We start from the raw sequence: 13892 nt of genomic DNA, 5'->3' as shown, positions 1-13892 counted from the left end.
TCAGGCCGAGTCGGGTGGGGTGAGAGTTGTTCCCGGGGATAATTTGTGTGAGGCACGACCCTCATTAGCCGGGGGTATTGACATGAGGCACTCCGCTCGTTCCGCGAGGAAATTTCGACAGCCCGCTGAAGCCCTACCTGAATAACCGACATGAACCCCAGGTGACCACGTGGTATACATCACTCTGCTTCGATTTGGCGGTCAGGAGAAGGCTCGTGTAATGTTAAGGACACGCCGCGGGGTGGAGCAGTTCGGTAGCTCGCCGGGCTCATAACCCGGAGGTCGGAGGTTCAAATCCTCCCCCCGCCACCAATGTGGCAGAACCCCCATCCTAAGGGATGGGGGTTCTTCGTATTCATCAACCCGCACTGCCGCTGAATCTCGCAGTTAGGGTACGCTAACCTTATGAGATCTCTTCACTTACACAAGGTCTGCGCCGTCGCTGCAGCAGCACTCTCCCTGACACTTCTGACGTCAGGATGCACCCCCTCCGATGACAAGGGAACCGGCGGTGAATCCGGCAATCGCGACGTCGCCACGGGAGGTCGCGAATTCGCGACTGCCGACAAGGCGACGGCCGAATTGGGCAGCGACGCCGAGCCCGGAGAATTCCCCCGATCGGTCGAACACGCCAACGGCACCGTCGACATCGAGAAGAAACCTGAACGCGTCGTCGTTCTGGACACGGGAGAGCTCGACGACGTCCTCGCCCTGGGACTCACTCCGGTCGGCATGGTCACGACCAACGGCACGAATCCGGTTCCCTCGTACCTCGCAGACGACGTGGACGGTGTCGAAACGGTCGGCACCATCAATGAACTCGACCTCGAGAAGATCGCCTCTCTCGAGCCCGACCTCATCCTCGGCAGCCAGCTGCGCGCTGACAAACTCTACGACCAGCTCAACTCCATCGCCCCGACTGTCTTCTCGATCCGTCCAGGTTTCCCCTGGAAGGAGAACTTCCTTCTCGTCGCAGATGCGCTGGGACTCGAGGACGACGCCACAGCGGAGCTCAATGACTACGCACGAACCGCTGCCGAGCTCAAGAAGTCCATCGACGGAGTCCCCACGGTCTCTCTTGTGCGCTTCATGCCCGGCCGCCTGCGGCTCTATGCCAACAGGTCCCTCATCGGGGTCATCCTCAACGACATCGGCATCTCTCGTCCCGAACGTCAGGACGTCGATGACCTCGCTGTCGAGATCTCACCGGAGAGCCTCGACCAAGCGGGAGGTGACTACGTCTTCTATACGAGCTACGGAGATCCGCAGGCGACAGGCGAAGCCGAAGCGATCTCAAGCAGCCAGTGGAAGCACCTCGACGCGGTGGAGGCCGACAAGGCCTTCCGCGTCGATGACGATGTGTGGTTCCTCGGACTGGGACCCATCGGCGCTCGGCAGATACTGAGCGACCTGGATGCGCACCTCACGCAGTGATCATCACCAGCGGTGAATGACGGACGCCCCGGAAGAATTCTTCCGGGGCGTCCGTCATTCCGATTCGAGCGGAACGTCAGCTCACTTTCCGCCGTCCTTGTCCGCTGGTTCCGTGGCCGGAGCAGAGGCGCCCTTGTCGGCGATCGACGGATCCGCTGCGACGGCATCTTCGATCGCGTTCTTCAGCCGATCCTGAGCCTTGCCGTACTCTTCGAAGTCACCCTTCTTGAGTGCTGCGTCTGAGTCCTCCATCGCCTTCTTGGCCTCCTGCAGAGCATCGTTGAGGCCCTTGGAGTCGGAGCCCGACTTCTTGTCTTCTCCGCTGGTGGAGGATCCGGAGTCGCCCGAGCCGCTGTCCTTGGTTCCGGCGTCGCCGGCCTTTGCTCCGGAGTCACCGCCGAACACCTGGTCGAGAGCCTCGTCGAGGGTCGGAGCGAATCCGATATCCTCACCGAAGGCGACCAGCACGTGCTGGAGCAACGGGTACGAGGTGTCGCCGGCAGACCGGACGTAGACCGGCTGGACGTAGAGCAGTCCCCCACCGATGGGCAGAGTCAGCAGGTTGCCGTTCTGCACCTCGGATTCGCCCTGACGCAGAAGGTTCAGGCTGCGCTGAACATCGGGAGCAGTATTGAAGTTGTTCTGCGCCTGCCCCGGTCCGGGCACGGTCGTGTTGCGCGGAAGCTGCAGCAGCCTGAGCTTGCCGTAGCTGTCGGCGACCTGGCCCTTCTTGTCACCCGCATCGGCATCCGCCGCCAGGAAGCCCGTCAAGTTGTTCCGCGCCTGCCCTTCGGAAGACCGGGCCGGGATGTAGGACGTCGTCAGCGAGAACGACGGCGACTGCTGTCCCGGCATCTGCAGCGTCATATAGAACGGAGGCTGGGTCAGGCCGCTGTTGGCCTTCTTCGTCGGATCCGTCGGCAGAGTCCAGAAGTCCTGGCCGGTGTAGAACTCACTGGCCGAGGTCACGTGGTATTTCGCCAGCAGATCACGCTGAACCTTGAACAGGTCCTCCGGGTACCGGACGTGATTCATGAGATCGCCGGACATCTGTGACGAGGACTTGATCAGCCCGGGGAAGACCTTCATCCAGGTCTTGAGCACCGGATCGTTCTTGTCCCACTGGTACATGTCGACCGTGCCGTCGTAGGCGTCAACGGTGATCTTGACCGAGTTGCGAATGTAATTGACTTCTTCATCCGGCAAGGTCGCAACGGCGTTCGGCGCCGTGGCAGTCGTCGAATCCGTCGTCGCCTCTTCAAGTGGCTGCGGCGTCGAATACGGGTAGTCCTTGGCCGTCGTGTATCCGTCGAGGATCCACTTGATCTTGCCGTCGACAACAGCCGGGTACGGGTCACCGTCGATCTTGAGGAACGGAGCCAGCTTCTCGACGCGCTCACGCGGATGACGGTCGTAGAGGATCTGCGAATCGTTGTTTACTGCGTCAGACAGCAGAATCTGCTCGTCCTGGAACTTCAGCGCGTAGGCCAGACGGTTGAAGAGGCCGCCGAGGGACGGGCCGCCGTCACCGGAGAAGGTGTTGTTGACCTGGCCCGAGCCTTTGTCCTCATCGGACGGGTAGTCGAGCTCACGAGGAGTCGAGCCCTTCTCGCCGCCGACGATCGAATAGTCAGGTGAGCTCTCACCGAAGTACACGCGAGGCTCGTACTTCGGGAAGTCGCCCTTGGGCGGAATGTCCGACTCCATGAACGTCGGCTCGCCGTCAGGGCTGCGCTGGTTGCCGTTGGCAGCGACGACGCCGAAACCGTGGGTGTAGACGATTGCCCTGTTGTACCAGCTCTGGTTGTTCACCGAGCTCGGGCTGAGCTCACGCACGGCGATGACCGTGTCTCGCTTCTCGCCGTCGATGTCGTACCTGTCGACGTCGAGCTGCTGCGGGAAGGAGTAGTACGGACGGACCTGCTGGAGCTGACGGAATGTGTCGGAGACGAGGTTCGGATCGAGCAGTCGGATGGATGCCGCAGTCTCGGCATCGGACCGCAATGCGCCCTTCTCACCGCTCGTGCTTGGTTCATACGCAGTCACATCGACGTCGTCGAAGCCGAAGGCCTCACGCGTCGAGTCGATGTTGTGCTGGATGTACTCCGACTCCAGGCTCTGCTGCGAGGGGTTGACCTGGAACTGCTGGATCATTGCGGGATAGGCGATGATCGAGATTCCGCCGAGGACGATGAGCGTGGCCGTGGCGATGAGCGAGATCCGCCAGTTGCCCTTCCACGCCGTGTAGACGAAGAGGAAGGCCACGAGAACCGCGGCGATTGCGACGATCGCCATCGCGGGCAGCGCCGCACGGTCGTCGACATAGGTGACGCCGGGGACGATGCCGCCGGTCGACGTCAGACGCTCGTAGCGAGCCAGCCAGAGGCGGCCCGCCTGGACGAGGATCAGCACAGCTGTGGTGATGCCCAGCTGCCACTGGGCGGTCTTCGTCAGAATGACGCCCTTCTGCTCCCCCGGGCGGATCCCGCCGAAGAGGTAGTGCCCGACGAGTGCGGCGATGAGCGAGAGCAGAATCGCCATTCCAACTTGGTCGCCGATGAGACGCAGGCCGGGGAGGACGAAGACGAAGAACGACTTGTCCATGCCGAATTCTGGGTCCTTCGAACCGAAGGAGGTCGAGTTGACCCATTCGAGGACCGTGTTCCAGTTCGCCGAGGCGGTGATTCCGGCAAGCAGGCCGACGACCGCGGGAATCGCAAGCGTCGCCACCTTGCGCAGAGGCTCGATGGCCTCACGGTAGCGGTCGAGGTTCTCCTGGCGCGGAGTCGTCGGCGCATAGACCGGACGGCTACGGAACGCCAGATGCAGGCTCAGCCATACCGGGACGGCCATGACGATGAACCCGGCGAGGAAGGTCAGACCGCGGGTGACCCACACGGTCCGGAACACCTGCGAGGCGTCGATCTGCTTGAACCACAGGATCTCGGTGTACACCTGCGTGAAAGCGATGAAGGCGACGACGAGGATCGCCACAGACACGAGGGTCAGCAGCAGCGGCGATCGTCTGGGTCGATTCGATGGCATGCGTGCGGAAGTGGGTGAGGACGGAGAGCTCACTACTGCCCTTTCTCATTGGGGTCGGCACCATCGGCTGGACACTTCGGAATATCCGCAGTGTCTCCGACGGCGTACTTCTCCACGGCATTCTGCGCGTCAGCGAGGGTATCGATGCGCGCTACCGTGATCTTGGACTGATCGGCGGCCTTGAGGACCTCTGCACAGTTGTCGGCTGGCGACATGAACAGCGTCGCCCCCTGTGCAGTGGCGGCCGCTACCTTCTGTCGTGCCCCGCCGATGGGGCCGACGTTTCCTGCCGGATCGATCTCGCCGGTTCCGGCCACGTGTTTGCCACCGGCCATGGCACCCGGTGTGAGCTCGTCGACGATGGCGAGGGCGAACATGGTGCCGGCCGAGGGCCCGCCGATGCCCTCGACGTTGAACGACACGTCGACGGGGAATTCGAAGTCCTGCTTCATGTTGATGCCGATGGCCTTGCGTCCCTCGACCGTCGCGGGCTTCAGCGACACATCGACGTTCTTTCCGCCGCGCTCGACCACGAGGTCGACCGAATCGGAGGACTTCACCGCCTCGCTCAGCTTCTGCGCGGCATCGGGGTCGGAGTCGAGCTTCTTCCCATTCACCGACATGATGCGGTCGCCCTTGCGCAGTTCGCCCTCGGCGGGCGAACCGGAGACGACTTCGTCGACGAGGAGATGGACTGTGTAGGACTTGCCGAGCTGCCCCATCGCCGCCGCGACAGCGACATCCTGACTCGAGGACATCTCCACTGCGTTGGACGCCGCGACATCTTCGCGAGTCGTGTCGAGCGGGTAGTAGGCCTCGGTGGGGATGACGGTCTCATGGCCGTGCAGCAGTGCACCCAGGGCCTGCGAGGCGAAGGTGTCCCGGCCGGGTCCGCCGCTGACCGCCACTGTGAGCATGTCGATCTCACCGTCTGTGGGGTAGGTCTTGGCACCGGAGATGCTGATCATCGGTTTGTCCCGATAGTCGCCGAGCGTATTGAAAACCGGTCCCGGCAGCTGAAGCATGTACGGAACCGGCAATAAAACGGCAAGAGCGATGAGAGCGTAGGTCATGACCCCTGAAGTCGTGGCCAGACGGGGAGACCGTCGTCGGGTTTCGCCTCGTGATGGTGGTGTCGGCACCGGCACGGCCCGAGGGGGATTCACTGTCATCTATTCCTTTCGCTGCACCGCCCCACCAGTCTAGTTGAAACCTGACCGTGAGTTTCACAGACTCCTTTCGCCCGGTGCGAACATCATGCGAAACCTCCCGGAATTGGGAAGATTCCCACATGCAGAACGGTTAACGTGTAAGACACACCGATTCTTGGGGGCTTTGAGAAAATGACCGATGACAACAACAACGAACAGAATCCGTTCGAACAGATCTTCGGGATGCTCTTCGGAGCGAATGGTCCCGGTGCCGGCCAAGGCAATGGCGACGACGGCGACGACGGCAAGAAGGGCATCGGCGGGCCGCAGGGCTTCCAGATCGATCCCGCGATGATGTCGACGATCATGAACCAGATGCAGGGCATGTTCGGCCAGGGTGCCGACGCAGGTGCCCAGGCCACCTCGATCGCACAGCGGGCCGTGCCGGGGCCTGACCCTGCCGTGAGCGACGAGGCGGTCCGAGCCACCACCGACGCGTTCCGCCTGGCGGAGCTCTGGCTCGCCGAGGCCACCGATTTCTCCGTGGCCAATCGTTCGACCCGCTCACTCACCCGCGCCGAATGGGTCAGCGAGACCATGCCCGGCTGGCAGAAGTTCGTTCTCCCGATCAAGGAGAACATGTCCACAGCTCTGACCGAGACCCTCGAAACCCAGGTCCCGGCGGAGATGAAGGGCATCCTCGCTGGCGCCTCCTCGATGTTCGGCTCGATGAGCGATTCGATGTTCGCCATGCAGATCGGACAGGCTGTCGGCGCTCTCTCGGAGAGCGTGCTCACCGGCACCGAGGTGGGTCTTCCGCTGCTGCCCAACGACAGCGCCGTACTCGTCGAGTCCAATGTGGAGAAGTTCGCCGCGGACATCGACGTCGACCCCTCAGAGGTGCGCATCTACATGGCTGCTCAGGAACTCGCCCACCTGGCGCTGTTCGAGCGGGCCCCTTGGCTGAGCGCACAGGTCGAGACCGCGCTGACGCGCTACGGACAGGGACTCAAGGTCGATACATCGCAGATCGAGGAGATGGCGTCGTCGATCGATCCCTCGAACATCTCCGACCTCAGCGACAACATCCGCCAGGGACTGTTCAACCCGCCGACGACCGAAGACCAGAAGAAGGCGCTGACGGTGCTGGAGAACCTGCTGGCCGTCATCGCCGGATGGGTCGACGTCGTCGTCTATTCGGCATGTGCGCACCTGCCCGCCCGTGACCAGATCCGCGAGGCTCTGCGTCGGCGTCGGGCCACTGCGGGACCGGCCGAGAAGACCTTCTCGACTCTCGTCGGTCTGCAGTTCAACCCGCGTCGACTCCGTGACGCCGCCGCATTGTTCGCCTACCTCGAGACCCAGGGCGGCATCGAGGCCCGGGACAAGGTCTTCTCCCATCCCGATCTGCTTCCGACGACTGAGGACCTCGACGATCCGCTCGGCTATTCCGAGCGCCGCCACGCCGAATGGTCAAGCGAGTCGACACTCGACGAGGCGCTCAGCCGGATCCTCTCCGAGGGCCTCGACGGCACGACGGACAATCAGACACCGGACCAGTCGGAGACCGGTGAGGAAACCGATTCGCCCGACGACTCGGACCCCCGCAACGAGGACTGAATGATCGATCTCGACACCGCCCGCACCGAGGTGGAGGCCGGGCCGGACGCGAACAACTTCGCACGGGACTTCGGCGAGCTCTTCGACCGCCTCGGCGCCGGTGCGCTCCGTCGTGAAGCCGGCGCCGAACATGTCACTGCAAGCTGCCTGATCTTCGACCCGGACACGGAATCGGTCCTGCTCAATCATCACCGCAAGGCCGGGCTGTGGGGACAGTTCGGCGGGCACCTCGAGTCCGCGGATGCGACCCTGCGGTCGGCCGCGCGACGGGAAGCGCTCGAAGAGAGCGGACTGCCCGAACTGCGATGGTTCTCGCCCACCCCCATCGATCTCCACGTCCACGACCTCTCAGCCGCATTCGGGGCATGCCAACGGCACTTCGACGTGGTCTTCGCGGCCGCAGCCTCGCACACGCAGACGCCCGTGGTCTCAGAGGAGTCCATCGCCGTGCGCTGGTTCCCCCTCACCGAACTGCCAGCGACCCTCATGCCGGATCTGCCCGCGCGGCTGCCGCAGCTGTATCGGGCAGGCGTGGCGTCGCTGCAGGTCAGCTCCCGCGGCTGAAGTGCTCCCCGGCGCTGAACCCGTCAAGATAGAGCTTGGCCTCCGACTGCCGCGGGTGCCTGTCGGCAAGCGCATGGAATTCCGCCGAATGAGGCCCGATCTGCAGGTGTGCGAGCTCGTGGACGACGACGGTCTCGAGGACCCAGCGGGGCACGCTCTGGAGTCGGTGCGAGATGCGGATATCCCCCGTTGACGTCGTCGTCGACGCCCAGCGACTGACGTTCTGGTTCGTCACCCATCTGATCGACTGGGGCCGCAGTCGACCTCCGAAGTACCGTTGGCTCATCTCGTCGGCCAGGCCGACGAGGTCGGACGCGGACGAGTGGTCCCTGGCCGCCAGGCGGTTCAGCAGCTGCGTCAGCGATCGGATATTGTTCTCGACGCTGTATCTCGCCGGGGTGCTGAGGACGAAGGTGTCGACCTCCTTCGAGACTGATATGGTCTTCTTCCGTCGTGCGGAGCGACGCACTCTGATCTCTCCGCGGGCAATCGCCCGCAGCACGTCCTCTTCTGTCCATCGTTGTCGAATTGCCACGGTCCCATCATAGGAACTCCGACTGACACGAAATCACCGAGTCTCCTACTTGTGAGTTTCCTGAGTATCGATATCGGCGCCAGTCGCCGTCGCCGTCCACAGGCGAAGCGCGGACCCGATTGCCCGAGCAGAGGAAGTGACCTACGATTTCACCCGTTTTCGAGGCCTGCACGAATAACCAAGGCGCCTTTACTCCACAACTGAGGCGCACATATCCACAAGTTATCCACACCGTGTGGGCGTCTATGTGGATGAGTCGGCATTGACGGGGCCGCATTTGCAGAATAGGTTCTATGTTTGACCCCGGAAAACCCGGAGATGCGTGCGGAAGGGGAAGCTGCACGAGTCTCCGCGAGCGCCTGGGGCACACAGCGGTCGGGGACAGGTCGGAATGAGAATTCCACCCTGTCCCCGATCGTTTTCCACAGGGTTATCCACACTTATCACGCGGCCCTGGCGCCGACCTCGCACATTCACTACGGTGGAAGTCCAGATCGTTCGAGGCGAGGTGCCCATGTTCAGGATCTATCCCAGTGTGCCGATCACCTGGCGTTCGACATCATGTGTGCAGTTCGGGGTCGATGACCCTGTGCTCATCGATGGGCTTCTCCCCGCGGATGCGGCGCTCGTCGAAGATTTGCGCATGGGTGTGGGCTCGGCGCAGTACTACTCACGTGCTCAGGACCTCGGTGTCGATCTCGCTCGCGCCAGCTCGCTCATCACGCTGTTGGACGAGGCCGGTGTCATGGTCCCGGAGGACGCCGACGCCTTGGGGGTGGCCAAGAGCTCTCCGCTGCTGGCAACAGCCGCACTGTTCTCCCTCTCCCCCGATCGAGCTTCTCAGCTTCTGGCCGCGCGTCCGGTCATGGTCACCGGTCCCCTGCGCCCCGTCGTCGAACAGCATCTTTCGGCAGCTGGCTTCGCCGTCTCCGGAGCCCGCCGAGTCGAAGACCTCGAGCTGCTGTCGTCACCGATCGTCATCACGACCTCGCATCTGGTCCCTGACCTGCACACCGCGACCTGGCTCAACGACAGAGAGGTCTCGCAGGCTCAGATCGTCATCGGGGAGCACAGCGTTGAGATCACCGGTCTCATCCGCCCGGGGCACACACCCTGCACGGTCTGCGACTGTCTGCGGCGCAGAGACGGCGATGAGTCCTGGTTCGACCAGCACTCACGGATTCGAGCTCTGGCGGACCGTGAGAGCCTCAGCGACCCCTTGGCTCGCAGTCTGGGAGCACTCAACGTCACGCAGATCCTCAGACGGGCGCTGCTGAGTCCCGACTCGCAGCCGGTGCGCAGGCGCGTGTCGTTGGCGACCGGCCTCGGAACCGACGATGAGCTGCACTTCCACGCCGACTGCCACTGCCAGGTGCCAGAGCCGCACTTCGACCTAGTCGGCGAGCAGGCTCAATAGCCCCGAGCCGTAGCGCTCGAGCTTCGTGGCCCCGAGGCCTGGGACCTTCGCCAATGTGGTCATGTCCCGTGGTCTGATCTCCGCGATCGCTGAGAGCGAGGTGTCGGTGAGGACGAGATAGGGAGGCAGCCCCTGTTCGAGCCCGACACGGGCACGCCAGCGACGGAGTCGGTCGAGGATCTTCAGATCGACATCTGCGGGACAGCTCGCACACCGTGACAGGGCACGGTCGATCTGGGACACGAGCACCTTGCCGCAGGACCGGCAGCGATTCATGGGCACCGAGGTTGCAGCGCGGGGTGCCTGACCTATCGACTCCTCGACACGGCCGAGTTCAGTGAGGAACCGTGAGGCTTTGCGCGGTCGCTGCTTCGACTCGTGACGTGACAGGGACCAGCTCAGACTCAGTTCCTTCCCCGCACGGGTCAGTGCCACGTAGAAGAGGCGGCGCTCCTCGGAGATCGCGCGCGGCGTCTGCGCGTAGCTGATGGGCAGCAGACCCTCGCTGAGGCCGACGAGGTGAACGCTGTCCCATTCGAGTCCCTTCGCCGCGTGGAAGGAGGCGAGGGTGACACCCTCAATGTCGGGCGCGAATTGGTGTTCGGCACGGTCGGCGAGATCGGCCAGGAACGTCTCGAGCGGCACAGGCAGCTCGGTTCCCGCCTGATGGGTCTCGGCCAGGTCGACGAGGGCTTTGAGGGACTCCCACTTCTGCCGGCTCGCCCCGGCGGCCGGCGGCGAGGTCGAGTAACCCAGGGAGATGAGCACTTCGGCCACCACCTCGGGCAGGGGCCGACCGCTTGAGGTGGCACGAGCAGCCTTGAGCATGAGCACGGCTTCCTTGACTTCCTTGCGGGCGAAGAACCGCTCTCCCCCGCGCAGCACATAGGGGATTCCGGCAGTGGCCAGCGCCTGCTCGTATGCGGGACTCTGTCCGTTCGTACGGAAGAGGACGGCAATGTTGCGCGGCCGTCGCCCGGCGCGGACCTCGGCTGCGATGGATTTGACGACTCCGGCGGCTTCGGCCTCGTCGGTGGGGTATTCGACCATCGCGGGCGCTCGGCCCTCGGGGTTGTCTGTGCGCAGGGTCAGTGCAGTTCGCGAGGTGTGTCTGAGCAGGTTGTTCGCCGTGGCCACAATGGCCTTCGACGACCGGTAGTTGTGCACCAGCTGGATCGTCGTCGACGTCGGCAGGGACGCACCCAACGATCCGAGCAGAGAGGAATCAGCACCGGCGAAGGAGTAGATCGTCTGCGCCGGGTCGCCGACGACGCACAGGTTGTCACGCGGTCCGAGCCACCGCGAGAGCAGGTCGTACTGGAGCGGGGAGACGTCTTGGAACTCGTCGACGACGAAGTGCCGGTACTGTTCGCGGATCTCGGCGGAGATTGCGGGATACTCGGCAAGCACTCCGTCGAGGACGAGGAGAACGTCGTCGAAGTCCATCAGTCGGCCCCGTGTCTTCGCCTCGCTGTAGGCCTCGAAGATGCGGACCATGTCGTCGACGCCCAACTGTCCGGGAAGGTCCCTGGACGCGGCTTTGACAGCGTAGTCCTCGACTCCGAGCAGTGTGGCCGCGGCGAATTCGATCTCGGAGGCGACATCGCGGTTGAGCTCCCGGCTCGACTCGATGCCCAGGCTCTGCAGCACGGATCCCAGGATTCCGGCCTTGTTCTCGATGATGCGGGGAAAGTCGCCTTCAGCGAACCGATCCCAGAAGAAGCGAAGCTGACGCAGTGCCGCAGAGTGGAAGGTCCGAGCCTGCACCGCGGGCACGCCCAATGTGCGCAGCCTCGAGCGCATCTCGCCCGCGGCCTTGGCCGTGAACGTCAGGGCGAGCACCTGGTTCGGCGGGAACACCTCGGTGGCGATGCCATAGGCGATGCGGTGGGTCATTGCGCGGGTCTTACCTGTACCCGCGCCGGCGAGGACGATCACCGGGGTGGAGAAATGTGTGGCAACCTCCCTCTGCTGCTCGTCAAGAGCATCGAGAAGCGCTGATGCTCGAGCACTCACCCGTTGTCCAACCAGCTGTACAGCAGCTGTCCGGCGATGGACACGAGGCCCGGGGCACGAACCGTCCGATCTTCGATCGCGGTGCGCAGCTCGCCGCGGGTGAACCATTTCAGCGTCGCGATCTCAGCCTCGTCGGCTTCGATGTCGCGGCTCGGGGCCTCGGCGGAGAATCCGAGCATGAGCGAGCAAGGGAAGGGCCATGGCTGGGATCCGAGGTACTGCGGGTTGACGACCTCGAGGTGCGCTTCTTCGAAGATCTCACGGATCACCGCATGTTCGAGCGTCTCACCCGGTTCGACGAATCCGGCGAGCAGAGAGTAGCGATCTGCCTCCCATGCGGCGTTGTTGCCCAGCAGCACTCTCTCCACGCCGTCGGCGTCCGTGTTGACGATGACGACGATGACAGCGGGATCGGTGCGGGGGAAGTGTTCGCTGCCGGTCTCGGGGTCCTGCCGCACCCAGCCGCCCAGAGCCGGCTGCGTCGGACTGCCGGTCCGCGGTGAGAACTGGTGGGAGCGGTGCCAGTTGCCCAGGCCGACCAGTTCGCAGGCCAGGGAGACCTGCACATCGTCGAGTGACTCCGCCAGCTGGCGAAGCGGCAGCCAGACCGGTTCGGAACTGTCGATGCCATCGCCCGGAGCAGTGAGCAGATCCGTTGCGTCACGTGCTCGCGAGGTTGCCAGCTGCGAGTCGAGCTCACTGCGCCCGGCGTCATCGAGGGAGATGCCGATGTAGCGGGTGCCCTCCTCATCGCGACCGAGGTAGATCTCGGTCTGCTCCTTCGGCACGAGATCGGGCGATGCGAGGAACAGTCCGCCGGAGGCGACGAGGAGCGATCCTCTGTGCTCGAAGACAGGTTTCGCTCCGGCCGCCCAGATCTCCTGGAGATCGCCGTCTCGTCCGCGGGAGAGATGGTCTCGGTCGATGCCCGGCCGGGCCAGGCTGATGGGCTTCACGGGTGGCAGAGGTTTCATGCTGTCCACGATATCGCAGGGCCCTGACACCGAGGCTGTGGGAACTGACACGCTCAACCGCCCAATCACGGGCCTGTGGGCTTCCCAGACGGTAGATTGGGGAGCGTGAATACGAAGGCGCTCAAGTTGGCAGCGGTCGCGGCGACGATGCTCGACGATTTTGCCCCGACCACATGGATTCCTCTGCCGTCCCGGGGAATGGGAATCAGAGTTCTCATCGACGACGGCCAGCAGCAGCTGGTCGCCACGGCACAGACGCAGCTCGACCGTGCCGCCGACTCCGGTTCGGCCGCCGAAGCGGGCCGAATCTACGAGGCCATGTATCCACATGCCGATTTCACCTGGCCGCATCTGCGTGCGATCACCGAAGTCGAGGCAGAGTTCTTCGACACCGGATCGCCGACGACGGTGACTCTCGTCGAACCTCTGCCGGGAGCCCCGGTCGGCGATCAGCCGATCGCCGACATCGCCCGCGCGAGTTCGCTGGCCCAGTCGCTGGCCACACTGCACTCGGCGGACCCGGAGCCGATCGCCGATGCTGGGTTCCCCGTCGAAGATCCGTCCCGATTCCAGTTCCAGATCCTCGAGAGGCTCGACCAGGCCGCAGGCACCGGTCGGGTTCCTGCGGATCTCCTCCAGCATTGGGAGGAGGAGTTCGAGAAGGTCGCGCTGTGGCATTTCCTCGCAACTCCAATCCACGGATCCATCGACGAGTCGAGCGTCTACACCGACCAGGAGCGCGTGCTTGCGCTCTCCGAGATCGGACGCCTGCGGGTCTCGGATCCGGCCATCGACCTCGCGGCGGCCTCGGCGCTCATCGACCCGTCGGCGCTGCCGACGTTCTTCAGCGAATACCGGAACTCACGCCCACGCGCCGACGAGCACGTCATCAAACGCGCCGAGCTGCTGGCCGAGTTCGCCGTCCTCGACTGGCTGCTCGAAGCCGTCGACTCCGGGGATGAGGAAGCTATCGCCGATGCCGGTGACCTCCTCACCTCGTTCAACGACGTCCTCTTCGCCGGTGATACCACGACGCAGAGCGAGCCGACAGCGGCCGCCTCAGACGCTGAGGAGCCGTCGGTACTCGACGATGCACCCGACGAGGACGACGACTCCCCACGTCGCCCCTGAGCAGA

Annotated in this window: 10 protein-coding genes and 1 tRNA gene; 6 read left to right on the top strand and 5 right to left on the bottom strand. The window is 63.9% G+C overall.

The window, feature by feature from the left end; all coding sequences use genetic code 11:
- Positions 1 to 235 precede the first annotated feature (235 nt).
- Positions 236 to 312 (top strand) — tRNA-Met (locus MPN20_RS11955).
- Positions 313 to 405: 93 nt separating this feature from the next.
- The gene (locus tag MPN20_RS11950; RefSeq protein ID WP_242782472.1) at positions 406 to 1434 is read left to right on the top strand and encodes an iron-siderophore ABC transporter substrate-binding protein; all 1029 of its coding nucleotides are present in this window, start codon (positions 406 to 408) and stop codon (positions 1432 to 1434) included.
- 81 nt (positions 1435 to 1515) lie between these two features.
- On the opposite strand, the gene MPN20_RS11945 is transcribed toward MPN20_RS11950, so the two are convergent.
- Both MPN20_RS11945 and MPN20_RS11940 read right to left on the bottom strand, forming a co-directional pair.
- Entirely contained in the window at positions 1516 to 4479 is a 2964-nt protein-coding gene (locus MPN20_RS11945; protein ID WP_242782471.1) for a UPF0182 family protein, read from the bottom strand.
- A gap of 32 nt (positions 4480 to 4511) precedes the next feature.
- The gene (locus MPN20_RS11940) at positions 4512 to 5651 is read right to left on the bottom strand and encodes a PDZ domain-containing protein (protein WP_242782470.1); all 1140 of its coding nucleotides are present in this window, start codon (positions 5649 to 5651) and stop codon (positions 4512 to 4514) included.
- Between the two features lie 171 nt (positions 5652 to 5822).
- Here MPN20_RS11940 and MPN20_RS11935 point away from each other — a divergent pair, with 171 nt between their 5' ends.
- Together MPN20_RS11935 and MPN20_RS11930 are read left to right on the top strand one after the other, a co-directional pair.
- A complete protein-coding gene (locus MPN20_RS11935; protein ID WP_242782469.1) occupies positions 5823 to 7250 on the top strand; it encodes a zinc-dependent metalloprotease in 1428 nt (475 codons plus the stop codon).
- Positions 7251 to 7814: an NUDIX domain-containing protein gene (locus tag MPN20_RS11930; protein WP_242782468.1), complete on the top strand. Its 564-nt coding sequence runs from the start codon at positions 7251 to 7253 to the stop codon at positions 7812 to 7814.
- On the opposite strand, the gene MPN20_RS11925 is transcribed toward MPN20_RS11930, so the two are convergent.
- Entirely contained in the window at positions 7798 to 8349 is a 552-nt protein-coding gene (locus MPN20_RS11925; protein WP_242782467.1) for a M48 family metallopeptidase, read from the bottom strand. The genes MPN20_RS11930 and MPN20_RS11925 overlap by 17 nt on opposite strands.
- Positions 8350 to 8863: 514 nt before the next feature.
- On the opposite strand from MPN20_RS11925, the gene MPN20_RS11920 reads away from it, so the two are divergent.
- A complete protein-coding gene (locus MPN20_RS11920) occupies positions 8864 to 9766 on the top strand; it encodes a hypothetical protein (protein ID WP_242782466.1) in 903 nt (300 codons plus the stop codon).
- Here MPN20_RS11920 and MPN20_RS11915 read toward each other — a convergent pair.
- Together MPN20_RS11915 and nudC are read right to left on the bottom strand one after the other, a co-directional pair.
- Positions 9743 to 11782, bottom strand: a complete 2040-nt coding sequence (locus tag MPN20_RS11915; RefSeq protein WP_242782464.1) for an ATP-dependent DNA helicase UvrD2 — start codon at positions 11780 to 11782, stop codon at positions 9743 to 9745. The two genes, MPN20_RS11920 and MPN20_RS11915, sit on opposite strands and share 24 nt — an antisense overlap.
- A complete protein-coding gene (gene nudC, locus MPN20_RS11910) occupies positions 11779 to 12756 on the bottom strand; it encodes an NAD(+) diphosphatase (RefSeq protein ID WP_242782463.1) in 978 nt (325 codons plus the stop codon). The genes MPN20_RS11915 and nudC overlap by 4 nt, the downstream gene beginning before the upstream one ends.
- Before the next feature lie 105 nt (positions 12757 to 12861).
- On the opposite strand from nudC, the gene MPN20_RS11905 reads away from it, so the two are divergent.
- Positions 12862 to 13887, top strand: a complete 1026-nt coding sequence (locus MPN20_RS11905; protein ID WP_242782462.1) for an aminoglycoside phosphotransferase — start codon at positions 12862 to 12864, stop codon at positions 13885 to 13887.
- Positions 13888 to 13892 lie beyond the last annotated feature (5 nt).

It is taken from the genome of Brevibacterium sp. ZH18, assembly GCF_022748595.1.
Lineage (GTDB): Bacteria > Actinomycetota > Actinomycetes > Actinomycetales > Brevibacteriaceae > Brevibacterium.
This window is presented reverse-complemented; position numbering and strand designations above follow the sequence as displayed.